Below are 16,155 nucleotides of genomic sequence, written 5' to 3'. Positions count from 1 at the left end.
ATAATTCCCCAACCATTTAAACACTAGCACAAATAAGCCGCTCCTCAGGTTAGAGGAGCGGCCATCATATTATTAATATGGGTCATCCAGTTTTACAAGCAAAGCACGAATGACCTGCTTCTCCGCCACAGTAAGCTTTTGTCCTGCCTGCCATTGCCGAATTTCCCTTTTGACTACCTTCGTTTCCCGATAACTAAGACCGTACGCGATGCTCCCGATGCCATGTACGCGGTATGATTTGTCCGTATTGGCCAATGCTCGGGTCATCGCTGTCTTATCCCTTGTAAATAATTCCCCCATGATGGCAGCATAGCTTTCGCTTAAGGCCCCATCCAATCCGTCAGAAGCCCGGATCACATTTGGAAAGCTTTCCGATGGAATAAAAGCGCGCTGTCTATACAAATATTCGATGATTTCCAGGCTTTGATGTTTACTGATTTTGTTCAACTTCCCCCATTGAATACCTGCCAAATCGTCCATAATGTGATGGACCTTTTCTTCATCACTGAGGGATGAATCCTTGTAAAAGGAAAGCACCCGCTCCTCTTTACTTTGCCGGGTTTGCTGCGTATTGGCTGCACTTTGCTTGGGGTTCACGCCCTTTTCCCCGGACGGCACCGCAGCATCAGTATACTGTTTCACCGGACTGGAAGCACATCCTACAGTAACGGATAGCAATAATAAAGTACAAACTACAGATACGAACATGCTACCTTTTGACACGAGTCCACTCTCCTGTCCAAACAAACAATGGTATTACGATTGCTAGACTATTTATATTCTACTGCTCCTGCCGCAGTTCATCTATCGTTACAACGAGGGAAAGGCCACCAGCTAGGCTTCCACTCCATCGTGTCCAACCGTAGGCTTACGGATCACAGAGACGCTTGATTCCCTGACAATCAGGCGGGGCTCGAATTGCACACGCTCATAATCACCCGGTGTCTGCTCCTGAATTCGCTTAAGCAACAGCTCCGCAGCCAATCGTGCCACCTCTTCCCCCATGATGGAAACAGAGCTGATTTGTGGCGTCGTTACCGTTGCCCACAGATTGTTATCAATACCGACTACAGCAACCTCATCCGGCACTTTGACACCCAGATCCTTAAAGCGATTGACAATGCCAATCGCCACCATATCGTTCACCGCATAAATAGCATCCGGCATATGCTTCAGGCTGTAAAAATAATCGGCCGCACGCAGCCCTGTCTCAAAGGAGAAATCATCGCCAAAATAAACGAGTGAAGGGTCCACATGCTGGAGAGACTGCTCGTAAGCGAAGTATCTTTCCTCGATTTTGTCCTTTGCAGCACCTGCATAAGCAATTCTTGTTCTCCCGATTTTAAGTAAATGCTCCATCACAAGCCGTCCCTCTTGCCGGGCCAGACTGACGATATCCGCTTTTACATTTTCACCCAGCTTCTTGCCGTAATTAATGATGGATACGGGAACACTGGACTTGTTGATCAGATCCACCAGCATTTTGGGGTATGCCAGCGGCATAATAATAAGCCCGTCCACATGCAGCTTCTTAACTTCCCGAACCGTTTCAAGCTCCATTCTGGCATTGCCGGCGGTATTAATCTGCACCACACGGTAGCCATGCTGCTTGGCTGCCTGCTCCACAGACCAGGCGATCTCGGGAATGATCGCGTTGCGAATATCCGGCACGGCCAGCGCAATTTGACGTGTCTGACGTACCTTCAAGCTTTGCGCCGAGGTATTGGGTGTAAAGCCCATTTCTTCAATTACCCGCAAAATCAATGCTTTCGTCTTCGGGCTGATGCCCTCACTATCGTTAATAGCTCTGGAGACAGTCGCAATACCTACCCCTGCCCGCTTGGCTACATCCTCTATGGTTACTTTTTTTTGATCTGTCACGCCCAAAATCCTTTCAAAAACGGAATCGTTTTCCGGCTTTCTAAAATGTAATTTCGATATTGATATTATACCATAGAATGAGTCTCCGAAAATGAAAGACAGTCTTCTACATTGTCTCTGCTTCACCTGAAAATCCACCCCATCCCTTGGATGAAGGGGATGAGCCAGAATAGCACCACAATCACAAGTGATTATATTCACAAAAAAATCAAGTGCTTTTTGCATGAATTTGGTTTGACAATGTGTAAAATCTGTGACATATTATCTTTCGGAAACGTTTCCTACTTTATTCGCTTTTATAGCAGTAAATGATCATATATTCGTCAAGGAGATGACAGACATGCAAGCATTGAGATGGCATGGAGTAAAAGACTTACGTTTGGAAAACATTGAGCAGCCTGCTGCTCTGGCAGGAAAAGTGAAAATTAAAGTGGAATGGTGTGGCATTTGCGGAAGTGATCTTCATGAATATGTGGCAGGACCCATCTTCATTCCCCAGGATGCTCAGCATCCATTGACTGGTGAAAAAGCTCCGATCGTAATGGGACATGAATTCTCCGGACAAGTGGTTGAAATCGGCGAAGGTGTAACCAAAATTCAGGTTGGCGACCGTGTGGTCGTAGAACCGGTTTTTGCATGTGGAGAATGTGATGCTTGTAAGCAAGGCAAATATAATCTTTGCGATAAAATGGGCTTCCTCGGCCTGGCAGGCGGCGGTGGCGGCTTTTCGGAATACGTTGCAGCTGACGAGCACATGGTTCACAAGATTCCAGATAGCGTCTCTTTCGAGCAGGGCGCTTTGGTAGAACCTTCAGCCGTTGCTTTGTATGCTGTTCGTCAAAGCCAGCTGAAAGTCGGCGACAAGGCCGTCGTATTTGGTGCCGGTCCTATCGGCTTGCTGGTTATTGAAGCCTTGAAAGCTTCGGGCGCATCTGAAATTTATGCAGTAGAGCTTTCCGAGGAACGCAAAGCTAAAGCCGAAGAGCTGGGTGCTATCGTGCTTGATCCTAAAACTTACGATGTCGTGCAGGAGCTGCACAAACGGACCAACGGAGGCGTAGATGTAGCCTATGAGGTCACTGGCGTACCGCCTGTGCTGACTCAAGCAATTGAATCAACCAAAATCAGCGGACAAATTATGGTCGTCAGCATTTTTGAAAAAGAAGCTCCGATCAAGCCTAACAATATCGTCATGAAGGAACGCAATCTGACTGGCATCATCGGCTACCGCGATGTGTTCCCGGCTGTCATCAGCCTGATGGAAAAAGGTTATTTCCCTGCGGACAAGCTGGTTACCAAACGTATTAAGCTCGAAGAAGTGATCGACCAAGGCTTTGAAGGCCTCCTGAAAGAAAAAAATCAAGTTAAAATCCTGGTATCTCCGCAATCCTAATATAGAAGCAAAATCAGATGTCTGCTATGTGCAGGCATCTTTTTTTTATCCAAAAAGCGCTCCCTTCCTGCGGCATGAGACCGCTAAGATGAGTAGCGCTTTTTGGGATTACACTCCAAATTATTGAATTACATTTTTCAGAACATCGTCAATCATTTGTCCATTCGCAATGGTCCCCGTATACAACCAGCTCGAATCTTTGCCAAAATCGTATACATGCCCAGCTTTCACAGCTGGAATTCCCGCCCATACAGGATCTTTTATAATTTCTTCTTTACTTACATTTTTGCTGTTCACGATAAAGATATAATCGGCATCCAGCTCTGCCAGCTTCTCCAGCGATAAATTACTCCAGTTGGCCTTGGCCGTTTTGGAAATCTCCTGTACGACCTGGGGAATCTTGAAGCCCAAGTCCTTATACAATACATCACCACTGGATAGATTCTGGTTCACGACATACACGTTTTTATCCGTTACCCACAAGGCTGCTGCGGTTTTTTGTCCAACCGTCTGGCTCAGCTTGGCCTTGGCTTCTGCCCCTTTTTTATCATAATTGCTTAATGCCTGCTTCGCTTCACTGCTCTTATTCAGCACCTCACCCACAGTTAGCAGCTCTTGACGCCAATCGTTGTTCATATTACTGCCTACAACGTAGGTGGGGGCGATTTTAGAGTATTGATTATATTTGTCGCCCTCTACCATGCTCGCACTGTCCATAATGATTAAATCAGGCTTGAAGTTCAGAACGGCTTCAAACGGAAGGTCAGAAGCGATGGTAGGAACATCCTTTAGTTCTTTTTGCAGGTAACCCTGAACCGAATTTTTGCCTACCGACCATTGAGCTACGGGTTTAACACCCAGCGCAACCAGATGATCCTCCAGATATGAAGCAATGACACGCTGGGGTTGAGCCGGAACCTTCACCTCATGTCCAAGTGCATCTTTCAGCACCCTTTCTTGTGATGCTTGCTCCACTGTATTGTTGGTCCCTTGGGACGTACCTTCCGTTGCCGCAGGACTGGATGTTCCTGAGCATGCACTGAGCAAAAGCGTAAAACTAAGCAATAAAATAAATGCCATGGAATGCCTTGCGTTTCTATTCATTCGTAAAATCCCTTCATCGTAATTTTGATAATGATTATTATCCTCAATAACAGTATGCAGGGCACCACTTTTCGAATCAATGGAGCATCCGGACATGGGTAATGGATTATCCAGACGTTCATCTCTTACAAAAGCAGATGAATGTAAGCTGTCCCGGTAATGAACCGGGGATACACCGATATATTTCTTGAATGCCCGGCTAAAGAAATAGACATCCGGGTATCCCACACCGACAGCAATATCCTGTAAAGTAGCATCCGTCTTCCGCAGAAGCTCCTTCGCTTTGTCCATTCGCAGCCGGATCAGATACGTAATCGGGCTGCAATCTGTTTGTTTTTTAAATAATCGGGTCAGGTGCCTTGGACTGCATTCCAACAAGCCGGCCAAACGCTCCAACGTTATGGACTCCGCATAATGCACCTCCATAAACCGAATCGCCTGTGTCACCGTATCCCGCGCGGGGATTTGCGTCTGCTGTTCCTGATATTGGCGCATAAATTCGTAGGCAAAATCAAAGAATCTGCTTTGAGCCTGTACCCTGGACAATGCATCCCGATCCTGCCATGTACGCTCCAGCAGTTGCAGCTTTTGGTACAGCATAACCGGATATGGCGGTACAAAGCCATGCGCTATAGCGGGAAGATGATGCACCGCAGGTCCCGATAGAGAAGTCACTTTATATAGCACAAGAAAATATTCGATCCCTCGGTTTGAGGGGGATATTTTAAGTTCGAAGCCTTTGCTGCCATGCAGTATGTACCCTGAATGCGCTGTATCATTCCATTCACCACCCAAACGCACACTACCCTGTAGTACCAAAATAAAAGCCTGCGCGGGAAGACGGTATGGTTGAAGCAGTTCTTCGGGTTCCAGCCGAATATGGCGAATATCCATGATACGGATCGATGAATGGAGCCATGTGGACAGCAGCCTGTTCAGTTCATCTGCTTCATGCTCCTTGCCTATTCCACTTTGGGAGCCTGCCTGCTTTTTCCGATCCTGCTTCACTGATTAAAGCCTCCGCTCATAAAATAACCATACTATTTTTCCAAACCAACCTCATTATATATCATTCTCTTCATTGATCCTATTTCTTTCATTTCCTAATTGGATATTTTCATGTAGTATAAGTCTAATTGAAGTAACCCTGTTTGGGCTATGCTGAAGCTATACACTTTATGAAGGAGGATTTCAGGTTGAAATCAAATGAAGCAACTTTACACAAAAAGCTGCGCCCAAGACACATTACCTTTATGGCTATGGGCGGAGTCATCGGGACCGGTATTTTTAAAGGAAGTACCGAAACGATCAGCTTGGCAGGACCTGGAGTTATTTTATCCTATGTCTTTGCGGGGCTTTTGCTCCTGGTCGTTATGGGCGCAATTGCCGAGATGGCTACCGTCTATCCGAACATGAATATGAAGGATTTTATTCGCAAAGCTTTTGGAGAACGGCTTTCGTTTATCATCGGCTGGTTGTATTGCTTCATGTGGCTGGCCGTCTGTGTCATTGAGGTCATCGCTGCGGGAAGCTTCCTGCAATACTGGCTGCCGGATGTCCCCTTATGGGTACTCAGTTTGGCGAGTGCGGCTTTTATTATTGTCGTCAATATGCTGAGTGTCGGCGGTTTTGGGGAATTGGAATTTTGGCTTGCGGGTATCAAGATTGCCATGATTATCATCTTTATCGCGCTGGGTGGCTGTATACTGTTCGGTATTATCCCCACCGAAACTCCGCCCTATCTGAGCAACTACGCGCAGCATGGTGGATTTCTCCCCAATGGCTGGCTGGCTATCTTTTCGGCGCTGCTGGTCGTTACTTTTTCCTATGGGGGGTCCGAGCTGATCGGACTAACGTTGACGGAGACAGAAAATCCGGAAAAAGTGCTGCCTAAGGTGGTTAAAAGCTTTATTTTTCGCGTTGTCTTGTTCTATACGTTGCCGATTCTCATCATTTGTGGCTTGATTCCCTGGAATCAGCTGGATGCGAATACCAGTCCGTTTGTACAGGTACTCTCTTCGGTAGGACTTCAAAGCTCGGCCCATGTCATGAACTTTATCCTGATCACTGCCGTACTGTCTGCCGCCAATTCGGGGATTTACGGTGCTACACGCATGTTGCATTCACTGGCAGTCAATGGGGAAGGGCCCAGATCACTTGCGCGGGTATCATCGAATGGAGTGCCGGTGAATAGCCTCAAATTGTGCGCTGTGATTCTGATTGTGGGGTCCATGGTTGCTTATATCGCTCAAGATGGACTGTTCCGTATTTTGATGGCTGTACCTGGCTTTGTCGTGCTGCTCGTCTGGAGCTGTATTTGCCTGTCCCAGTTGAAACTGCGCAAATCTTACCCGGTGGAACCCACTTTCAAGATATGGGGATTTCCCTATATCACGGCAATAACCATTGGATGTCTGTGGGTGATTGCATTTCTGTTCCTGCTGGACCCGCAAAATCGGATCAGCATTAGCGTATGCGTGGCTTTCATGGCATTCCTGATCATTTGGTCTTTGGTAAAGTTCCGGAGAAAGCAGGCGTAAGCAGCTTATGATTCAATCGTATCTGTTTCCTGTTTCATATGCTTTTCTGGCGTTCCCTTTTGCTGCGTTATTGTTTACACTGCCTTTTCTCATCGTGCAATATCGCAGACATGGCTATATTCACAAGGCTAGAGCATGGCTGCTTTATCTGATGCTTTTATACTTGATGAACGCCTTCTTTTTGGTCATTTTACCGCTTCCGTCATCGCGTCATAACGCAGCATTAGCCGGGGGAGCGCTGCAATTCATACCCTTGCAATTCATTCACGACATTGTAAGAGAAACATCGGTCTCACCCGCTCATCCCTCCGGTTATCTTCATGTGCTGAAGGAGCGGGCTTTCCTGCAAGTGGCTTTTAACGTCCTTATGACCGTGCCCTTTGGCATATTCTTGCGTTATTATTTCCGTGCACGATGGGGATGGTGCCTGATTCTGTCCTTTACCTTGTCCCTTTTCTTTGAGGTAACGCAGCTGACAGGATTGTATGGATTTTTCGACCATGCGTATCGCGTGTTCGATGTGGACGACCTGATGGCTAATACATTGGGCGGTATGCTGGGCTTTTTATTGGGCGAATGGTTTTCACGTTTCCTTCCCCGCCTGGAGCATTTGGACAAGCATTTGGACATTACGACCAAGCGGGTATCCTATACGAGACGAGGCGTAGCCTTTTTCCTGGATTCTATCGTTTGGACTGGGCTGCTCGGCATCATGGAATCCCTGCATGTACCTGCTGCTTTCTGGGTTACCAGCGGGGTGTACTTTATGGTCGTGCCTTACCTGACAAATGGGAGAACTCCAGGGAAATGGCTGGTGCGTATTCATCTTACAGGGACGGGAAAACGAATTTCCCTGTGGGGGCTCATCAAGCGCTATAGTCTCTTATACTGGTTGTATTTCGGGCTTAACTATGTGCTGGGTGGTCCTGTGTTATGGTCTCAGGTCTCTCCATGGGTAAGTGTCCTAATCAGCCTCTTATTGCTGGTGATGAACGGATGGTTCTTTTTCCATCTCGTCATACGCCTGTTCAAGAAAGGCCCCTTATTCTACGAAGAGCTTAGTCATACTTGGCATCAGATTAGTTGGCCCAAGCACTATCACCATCCTCAAGGTGACACCGTTGATGCTGTAGAACCACCGGGAGCTCATATGGACATCTAAGTCAGCACAAAAAACAGGCGAAGCAAAGGAAGTTCCTTGGCTTCGCCTGTTTTTATGTTGTATATAAACGATAGCTCGCAGCTCTTATTTCCACTGTGCAATTTGATCAATGGGCAAGCGTGTTGACGGATGACCGTCGTTAACCCCTTTACCCATGGAAATGAGCATTACAGGTACATAACGCTCTTTATCCAGACCAAAGGCTTCAGCAATTCTAGCCTTGTCATAACCACCGATAGGGTTGGTGTCGTAGCCGTGAGCGCGCGCTACCAGCATGAGCTGCATAGATACCAGACCACCGTCGATCAGCACCGTTTCTTTGTTCACAACCGGATCAAGCGCTGCAAAATGGGCCGCTACTTTCTCCTGCTGCATTTCCTTTACATCCTTTGGCATATAACCCAATTCTACAGCTTCTCCGAAAATTTGCTCAAAATAATCAAAGTTGTTCAAATCTCCGAACACTGCGATCACTGCCGATGAGGTCTCCACTTGACGTTGGTTAAAACTTGCCAGTGGTGCCAGGGTTGCTTTGCCCTCCGGACTATCAATCACGAGGAAGCGCCATGGCTGCAGGTTAATGGAAGATGGGGCGCGTGTAGCTTCCGTCAAAATCTCAGTCATTTCCTCGCGGCTGATCTTCACGGACGGATCGTATACTTTCACCGAACGACGTCCGAGTGCAATCTCTTTAAAATCATTCGTTTTTACAGTTGTGTTCGTATTGCTCATTCCAATCTCTCCTTGTTCCCCTACGGGTATAATTTGTCATGATAAAATTTCAATCAGTCCATATCGGAAATATGACCATTCATGACTTGCAGCATTTCAGCCAGCTGTCGCCGCTGTGCCTCGTCGAAGCTTTGGAGCAGCCGATCCACAAACTGCGTTCTCTCCTGCATAAAGGTGATCATGTGCTCACGGCCATAATCGGTCAGGCTTACCAAGGTAACCCTGTTGTCCTCCGGCTTGGTGCGTCGTGTGACCATAGCATTCGCTTCAAGCTGCTTCAAATGGCGAGTTACGGCGGCGGCGTCGATGCCAACCTCTTTTTGCAGCAGAGTTTGACTGATCTCCTCCACCTGATACAGCTTGCACATCAGCTGCAATCTGGATGCGCTGATTCCTGCACAACGCTCAAACTTGGAGCTCATCTGCTTGTTCAGCAACAGCAGCATTTCAAAAATATACTCAGCGTCAGATGATGTTTGGGTGATAGCAATCTCTCCTCCTTAAGCATGTGCCAGGCTTTGCGATCCAACCTTTGACCCATCAATGATTGATCTATCAAGTAATATACATCCGCTTTATAAATAAATCAAGTCCCTGAGAAAAATAAAGTGCCTCTTGGCAAATAAAAGCTGAGCGCCCTTGCGAGGGACACTCAGCTTCTCATTTTATTAGCTAGCTTATTGTAATATTACGTGTGTTCACTTATTTCTCTACTTGTATCCTGGGCTGCCGTTGACTTAGACAATCCCGTGGGACAGCATAGCGTCAGCCACACGAACGAATCCAGCGATGTTCGCACCGACAACCAGATTGCCTGGCACGCCGTATTCCTCAGCCGCCTTCACGCTGTTGGCATAGATATTTTTCATAATATCATGCAGCTTGGCGTCCACTTCCTCAAAGGTCCATGATAAGCGCATGCTATTCTGTGACATTTCGAGCGCAGAGACCGCAACCCCGCCTGCATTGGCAGCTTTGGCTGGCCCAAACAGTACTCCACTGTCCAAAAATACTTCAATTGCTTGTAGCGTGGATGGCATATTGGCACCTTCACCCACAGCTTTTACGCCATTGCTCACCAGCACCTGTGCTGCATGCTCGTCAATTTCGTTCTGTGTGGCACATGGCAGTGCGATATCGCATGGAATCGACCAGATGCCGGAACAGCCCTCTGTATATATTGCGCCTGGACGCTCTTTGGTATACTCGCTAATCCGCAGACGGTTTACTTCTTTGATCTGCTTCACCAATTCCAAATCAATGCCTTCGGGATCATAAATGTAGCCATTCGAATCACTACAGGCAACGACTGTAGCACCGAGCTGCTGTGCCTTTTCAATCGCATAAATGGATACATTCCCCGAGCCCGACACGACCACTCGCTTACCTTCAAAGGACGATCCCTGAGCCTGCAGCATCTCATTTACAAAGTACACACAGCCGTAGCCTGTCGCTTCTGTACGCGTGAGGCTACCTCCGTAATGAACCCCTTTACCTGTCAGGACACCGCCTTCATGCCCTCCGCGAATCCGCTTGTACTGCCCGAACAGGTAACCAATCTCACGGCCGCCTACCCCAATATCCCCTGCCGGAACGTCGGCATCCGGGCCGATATATTTGTACAGCTCGGTCATGAAGCTTTGTGTAAAGCGCATAACTTCGTTATCTGATTTCCCTTTGGGATCAAAATCGGAGCCGCCTTTGCCACCCCCAATGGGGAGACCTGTCAATGCATTCTTGAAAATTTGCTCAAAGCCCAAAAATTTGACGATTCCCAGATATACAGACGGATGGAAGCGAAGTCCACCTTTATAAGGCCCAATCGCACTGTTAAACTGTACGCGGAAGCCGCGGTTGACCTGTACATTCCCTGCATCATCCACCCAAGGCACACGGAAGGTAATGACACGCTCCGGCTCCACCAGCCGTTCCAAAAGCCCCTGTTGCATATACTTGGGATGCTTAGCCAGCACGGGAACCAACGAATCCAATATTTCTTTGACGGCCTGATGAAATTCATTTTCATGAGGATTGCGCGCGATAACCTTTTCAAAAACGGACTGCACATATTCGGCTGCTGCCTGTTGACTCTGCTCTGAACGGATAATGGTCACTTTTCAATACACCCCTTTATAATTAGCCCCTCTGTAAGACGATGATCCAGGTTGATCTACACCCGCGAGAGTGGAAGTTTATGTATTCATAAAATTTAGTTAACTATACATGATTTTTAATATAAATACATCTAATTTGCTTATAAAAATAATTTGTCCCCTATATTAAATAACTCTATAAACCTCTCATACCCTGTTATATTCACAAGGCTTAATCCCTTGATTTACAGGCTTTTTTCATGATTTTCACATGTTCTATACCTTACTCAATATGGGACAATTATGTGAACGAATGAAGCCAACTCTCAATTTGGACAGGTGAAATCATACCGTATATCATTTCCTCTGTCTTCGATACACATACAGCCTTTCCGGCAAATATGGAGGTAACAAAAAGAGACCACGCACAGGGCGTAGCCTCTTTTCCTCATCCTATTGGGATATAGCTCGTCATTGCTGAAATGATCCTCTACACATAAAAGGCTTCAAGCTGACGCACGATTTCTGCCTCGTCATGCTCTACCACCTGCTGGTGCTGTGGCTTGGAGAACAATTGTTCAATTGGCGCCGGGAACTCCTGCTGAATATCCACCAGACGGATGGCTTCATCGAATTTGGCCGGATGCGCTGTCGCAAAGGTCACACATACTTCATCCGCTCCATTATACGCCTCATACGCAGCAATACCGCAAGCTGTATGCGGGTCCAGCAAATAATCGTATTCGGCCTTGTATTTTTTGATCAGGTCCAGACACTGCTCATTCGAAGCACCGAGAGCTTCAAAATCCTGCTGTACCCGTTGCAAATCCTCTGCACTGATCACAATCCGCCCCTCGGTTTTGAGGTTATTCATGTATTCCGATACCTTGGCTGCATCTTCTCCGAGGAAGTAGTACAGATATCTTTCGAAATTGCTTGCCACCTGAATGTCCATGGAAGGACTGTATGTGCTTTTGAAGTCGCCCGGTTTGTATTCGCCTGTCTTCACGAAGCGCTCCAAAATATTATTTTCATTCGTTGCAATGATCAGCTTATGGATCGGCAGACCCATTTTCTTCGCGAGAAAGCCGGAAAAAATATTGCCAAAGTTGCCGGATGGCACGCTGACATTGATCTTCTTCGTACCCGCAGACTCCTGCGCCCGGAAATAGGCATAGAAGTAATATACCGTCTGCGCCAAAATACGCACAAAGTTAATCGAATTAATCGCACGCAGATGATGCTTGCCTTTGAAATCGAGATCTGCAAACAGGTCCTTGATGACTTTTTGACAATCGTCAAAGTTTCCTTGTACAGACAGATTGAGTACATTTTTATCGTCAACCGTCGTCATTTGCAGCTCCTGTACCTTGCTCACCTTTTGATGCGGATGCAAAATACAGATTTTAATGCCTTCCTTGCCACGCACGCCCTGAATGGCTGCCGCCCCGGTATCGCCTGAGGTTGCGCCCAAAATGTGAATGATCTCATTCTGCTTTTTGGATACATAGGAATAAAATTCACCCATAAATTGCAGCGCCACATCCTTGAACGCAAACGTAGGGCCATGGAACAGCTCCAGAATAGACAGAGATTCGTTAATCTTCTTCACTGGCGTAACTTCCGGGTGACGGAAGCTTGCATAACTGCGTTCCACCAGCTGCTCCAAATCTTCACGAGGAATTTCATCATTGATATACAGCGCAAAAACTTTCAGCAGCAGCTCTCTGTAGCTCAATGTTGCCCATTGCTCCAGCGTAGCCGCAGGCACCACCGGAATCTGCTCCGGTACCATCAAACCGCCATCGTCAGCTAACCCCATGAGCACGGTATCAATAAATCCCTTAGCTTCTACTTGACCTCTAGTGCTTATATATCTCATATACATCCTCCAATAAAAATTCAATTCGAACCTTTTTCGAATATATTATTGTCTATAATACCCTGTCGCGGTGCTGTAACCAAGCTTTTTTTCATATTTTTAAAACCTTTCTCCTACTTTACCATACCCCGAAGCATCAGGCATCTGTAATCACCAGGCAATCGGAACGTCAGAATCAGACTGTAAGCCTGGAAAGAAGGAGATTGCTCCAGTAGTTATGAGCCCGAAATCGAGAGTGAAGCCAGCTTGAGTGAAGGTGAAGTGCAGCTTCCCGTAAAACGCAAATCATTGCCAACCTCCTCTACCTGCTGTAGCACGTCAAAGAAGTTGCCAGATACGGTAATCTGATTGACCGCTCTAACCACTTGCCCCTGCTCAATCCAGTATCCCAGACAAGCCAGCGAAAAATTACCGGACGCTGTATTTGTGCCCGCATGCAGTCCTTGCAGCTCAACGATCATCAACCCGCGATCCATCCTGCGAATCATATCCTCCAACGTAGAGGTGCCTGGTTCCACATACAGATTATGATATGACACACCGATTTTGCCGTTATAGCTGCCCTTGGAAGCATTAGAGGTACTCTGCACCCCGGCCTTGCGGGCCGTCTTGCGGTTATGGAAATACGTCCGCAGTTCCCCGTCCTTGATAATCTCGTTGCGGCGCGTTGCGCTGCCTTCGGCATCAAACGTACTGCCTGCCGGAACGTTCTCCATAAGCGGATCATCCATCAACGTGATATGCTCGCTTGCCACCTTTTGCCCCAGTTTCCCAGCCAATCGCGAAAAGCCTTTATCCACCGACTCCGCTGAAAATACCGTCGTATACGCAGCCAGCAATTGCGCTGCTGCATCATGACGGAAAATGACCGGATAGTTATCCGATTGAATCGTGTGAGCGCCCAGACGGGAAACAGCCTCTTGTACCGCCCTGTGGGCCACATCCGCAATATCGATTTCTTCCACACTTCGCAGGGAATAATCATGCCAGCCTCCGGTAACCGTCTCATTATGTTCTGTTGCAATGACGTATACATATGCGGTCGCCAGGCTTTTGCGGCGATGGCAATGCAGTCCCTTTGTGTTAGCAATCAGGACCTCATTTTCACGAATGCTGACCGAGCAATGCCGAGCCATCACAATCCGTGGGTCTGCGGCAAGCGCTGTGCGCTCCATTTCCAGCGCAGCCTCGATAAGTATCTCGGGTGCGGTGTCGGCCAGCTCGGCGGTATAGGCAGGCTGCTCAAGGTAGCTTTCAGAGCCCTCGAACAGCTCATCCTGCTCCTCGCTCTCCAATATATCCGCGTTGCTGCGGGCTTCTTCCAATAAAAAGTCGATTACGTCCGGTTCCAGCTTCTCCGTAGAGGCGTAGCCCATTTTCCCGTTAATGACGCCCCGGAAGGAAAGTCCACCGTTTTCGACGATTGTATATTGGTCGATTTCTCCCTTCAACACCTTTACCGAGGTAGAACGTCCATTCACATAATAGATTTCCATATCCGCGTAGCCGATTTCCCGGCCTTTCGTGAACAACGCTTCCTGAAATTGCTGAATATTCATCGCTTATTCCCCCTTCCGTCCGCCGACGGTCATTTCAGACACGCGAATCGTCGGCTGTCCACAGTTGACCGGAAGACTTCCGCTGACCGAGCCGCACATGCCCTGACCATGATCCAGATTGTTGCCGACCATATCAATATTTTGCAGGGTTTCAATTCCTTTGCCGATCAGCGTTGCGCCTTTAACCGGCTCAGCAATTTTACCGTTGCGAATCATATACGCCTCTTCGACTGCAAAATTAAACTCGCTCGTCGAAGTATTCACCGAACCGCCGCCCAGCGATTTGGCATAGATCCCGTACTCCGTATTGGCAATGATCTCTTCACGTGTCGAAGCTCCGTTCGCAATAAACGTATTGTTCATACGGGATGCAGGCGCGAATTTATAGGATTGTCTTCGTCCTGATCCTGTCGCAGGTACACCCATCTGGCGCGAGCCCATTCGGTCGATCAGATATCCTTTTAAAATGCCGTTCTCAATCAGTACGTTGCGCTGTGTCGGCGCTCCTTCATCATCGATATTGAGCGAGCCCCACGCGTTCGGAATCGTTCCGTTGTCCACAGCCGTGACCAGCGGTGAAGCCACCTGCTGCCCGATCTTATTCGCGAACACGGACGTTCCATGGGCCACCGCTGTAGATTCCAGCCCGTGTCCGCACGCCTCGTGAAAAAGCACGCCGCCGAAGCCATTCTCAATCACGACAGGCAGTCTGCCGCTAGGCGCATATCCCGCTTTGACCATCGTAGACGCAATACGAGCGGCGTGTCTCGCATTTTCTTCGATATTCAGATTCTCCAGGAATTCAGTCCCCGCATACGCTCCCGGCCCACGGAACCCAGATTGTCTATGCTCCCCAGCTGTCGCAATAGCGCTTATTCTCATGCGTGTATACGTGCGGGTATCCTCCACCAGTAGTCCATTGCTATTGGCGATCAGTACGTTCTGAATCGAGTTGCTAATCCCAATGGAGGTTTGCGTGATGGAAGGATCGTATTGACTTGCCGCCTCATGCGCCCGTCTCATCATGTCGATCTTGGCGCGCTTCTGTGATCCGTCAGGTATGATGGCAATCGGATGGTGGTTAGAGATAGCATGAGGATGGAGTGTAATCGGTTGTGTACCTGGCGCCCCACCCCCACGAATGGCCTTGGCTGCCGATTTTGTCAATCGAATCAGGCTCTGTTCGCTCATGTCGCTGGTGTAGGCATACACCGAAAAATGCTCCTTCATGATCCGAATGCCAATCCCAAAATCCCGGCCTGACAGCGCCGTATCCACGACTCCCCCAGTCATGCCCAGTTGTCCATTGGTACGGTCCTCGACGAACACCTCTGCAAAATCTCCGCCCGTCTCCAGCGCGGCTTGCAGCATATCCTGAATCTGTGTTGGATGTATCATCACGTTCCTCCTCGTTTTTGCCATGTTTCATATTGTACGGTTAAGCGATCAAGATAATATGCGGGTTCATGTTTATTTCCCATAACTTTACTATACATGATGTTGGGAGTGGGTGTAACTATCTGGGCGGCGGTGTTGGGAGGGGCGTGAAGATTTTATGCACGGAGATTGGGAGAAGGAAAGTGAGAAAACCCGATTAGACCGTGGAGGGTCATGTCGGGTTTGACTTTTTAAGGAGGTAGTACGTGCAACTAAGGCCGCTACGTAGAAGGATCATTCTTCCGATCGCTGTTCCCCCCAGATTTTTTTGAATTATATTTCTAACGGTAAAATCCGGTGGCGAAGCAGCTTTCCTACGGAAAGCTTTCGGCCGAACGCTTGTCTACTTTGGAACGATTCCTCCCCTCCGCT

General features: G+C 47.9%; 12 protein-coding genes. 3 read left to right on the top strand and 9 right to left on the bottom strand.

Features of this window, described 5'->3' with window-relative positions:
* Positions 1-72: 72 nt before the first annotated feature.
* Both B4V02_RS07360 and B4V02_RS07355 read right to left on the bottom strand, forming a co-directional pair.
* Entirely contained in the window at positions 73-723 is a 651-nt protein-coding gene (locus B4V02_RS07360; protein WP_094154300.1) for a hypothetical protein, read from the bottom strand.
* Positions 724-834: 111 nt separating this feature from the next.
* Positions 835-1,881 (bottom strand): LacI family DNA-binding transcriptional regulator, encoded by a 1,047-nt coding sequence (locus tag B4V02_RS07355; protein ID WP_094154299.1) that lies wholly within the window; start codon positions 1,879-1,881, stop codon positions 835-837.
* A 340-nt stretch (positions 1,882-2,221) separates the two neighbouring features.
* Between B4V02_RS07355 and B4V02_RS07350 the strand changes: the two genes are divergently transcribed.
* The gene (locus tag B4V02_RS07350) at positions 2,222-3,274 is read left to right on the top strand and encodes a 2,3-butanediol dehydrogenase (RefSeq protein ID WP_094154298.1); all 1,053 of its coding nucleotides are present in this window, start codon (positions 2,222-2,224) and stop codon (positions 3,272-3,274) included.
* Between the two features lie 120 nt (positions 3,275-3,394).
* On the opposite strand, the gene B4V02_RS07345 is transcribed toward B4V02_RS07350, so the two are convergent.
* Entirely contained in the window at positions 3,395-5,386 is a 1,992-nt protein-coding gene (locus B4V02_RS07345; RefSeq protein ID WP_094154297.1) for an AraC family transcriptional regulator, read from the bottom strand.
* Positions 5,387-5,574: 188 nt separating this feature from the next.
* On the opposite strand from B4V02_RS07345, the gene B4V02_RS07340 reads away from it, so the two are divergent.
* The gene (locus tag B4V02_RS07340; RefSeq protein WP_094154296.1) at positions 5,575-6,918 is read left to right on the top strand and encodes an amino acid permease; all 1,344 of its coding nucleotides are present in this window, start codon (positions 5,575-5,577) and stop codon (positions 6,916-6,918) included.
* A gap of 7 nt (positions 6,919-6,925) precedes the next feature.
* Positions 6,926-8,080, top strand: coding sequence for a VanZ family protein (locus B4V02_RS07335; RefSeq protein ID WP_094154295.1), 1,155 nt, complete (start codon positions 6,926-6,928; stop codon positions 8,078-8,080).
* An 84-nt stretch (positions 8,081-8,164) separates the two neighbouring features.
* Here B4V02_RS07335 and B4V02_RS07330 read toward each other — a convergent pair whose 3' ends face one another.
* From B4V02_RS07330 to B4V02_RS07305, 6 genes are all read right to left on the bottom strand, one after another.
* Complete coding sequence (locus B4V02_RS07330; protein ID WP_094154294.1) at positions 8,165-8,812, bottom strand: nitroreductase family protein; 648 nt, start codon at positions 8,810-8,812, stop codon at positions 8,165-8,167.
* 53 nt (positions 8,813-8,865) lie between these two features.
* Entirely contained in the window at positions 8,866-9,258 is a 393-nt protein-coding gene (locus tag B4V02_RS07325; protein WP_094154293.1) for a MarR family winged helix-turn-helix transcriptional regulator, read from the bottom strand.
* 291 nt (positions 9,259-9,549) lie between these two features.
* Positions 9,550-10,926, bottom strand: coding sequence for an NADP-specific glutamate dehydrogenase (gene gdhA / locus B4V02_RS07320; RefSeq protein ID WP_094154292.1), 1,377 nt, complete (start codon positions 10,924-10,926; stop codon positions 9,550-9,552).
* Between the two features lie 469 nt (positions 10,927-11,395).
* The gene (gene thrC / locus B4V02_RS07315; protein ID WP_094154291.1) at positions 11,396-12,787 is read right to left on the bottom strand and encodes a threonine synthase; all 1,392 of its coding nucleotides are present in this window, start codon (positions 12,785-12,787) and stop codon (positions 11,396-11,398) included.
* A 215-nt stretch (positions 12,788-13,002) separates the two neighbouring features.
* The gene (locus tag B4V02_RS07310) at positions 13,003-14,346 is read right to left on the bottom strand and encodes a TldD/PmbA family protein (RefSeq protein WP_094154290.1); all 1,344 of its coding nucleotides are present in this window, start codon (positions 14,344-14,346) and stop codon (positions 13,003-13,005) included.
* 3 nt (positions 14,347-14,349) lie between these two features.
* Positions 14,350-15,744, bottom strand: a complete 1,395-nt coding sequence (locus B4V02_RS07305; protein WP_094154289.1) for a TldD/PmbA family protein — start codon at positions 15,742-15,744, stop codon at positions 14,350-14,352.
* Positions 15,745-16,155 lie beyond the last annotated feature (411 nt).

Origin of the sequence: Paenibacillus kribbensis (genome assembly GCF_002240415.1) — a bacterium.
In the GTDB taxonomy this organism is placed as follows: domain Bacteria; phylum Bacillota; class Bacilli; order Paenibacillales; family Paenibacillaceae; genus Paenibacillus; species Paenibacillus kribbensis.
The sequence above is the reverse complement of the archived record's forward strand: the minus strand, read 5'-3'. Positions and strand labels throughout refer to the sequence as shown.

Excerpts from the sequence above, each read along its gene's own strand:
- B4V02_RS07350 (WP_094154298.1), top strand. The coding sequence starts at position 2,222 with ATGCAAGCATTGAGATGGCATGGAGTAAAAGACTTACGTTTGGAAAAC.
- B4V02_RS07335 (WP_094154295.1), top strand. The coding sequence starts at position 6,926 with ATGATTCAATCGTATCTGTTTCCTGTTTCATATGCTTTTCTGGCGTTC.
- B4V02_RS07330 (WP_094154294.1), bottom strand. The coding sequence starts at position 8,812 with ATGAGCAATACGAACACAACTGTAAAAACGAATGATTTTAAAGAGATT.
- B4V02_RS07325 (WP_094154293.1), bottom strand. The coding sequence starts at position 9,258 with ATGCTGCTGTTGCTGAACAAGCAGATGAGCTCCAAGTTTGAGCGTTGT.
- thrC (WP_094154291.1), bottom strand. The coding sequence starts at position 12,787 with ATGAGATATATAAGCACTAGAGGTCAAGTAGAAGCTAAGGGATTTATT.
- B4V02_RS07310 (WP_094154290.1), bottom strand. The coding sequence starts at position 14,346 with ATGAATATTCAGCAATTTCAGGAAGCGTTGTTCACGAAAGGCCGGGAA.
- B4V02_RS07305 (WP_094154289.1), bottom strand. The coding sequence starts at position 15,744 with ATGATACATCCAACACAGATTCAGGATATGCTGCAAGCCGCGCTGGAG.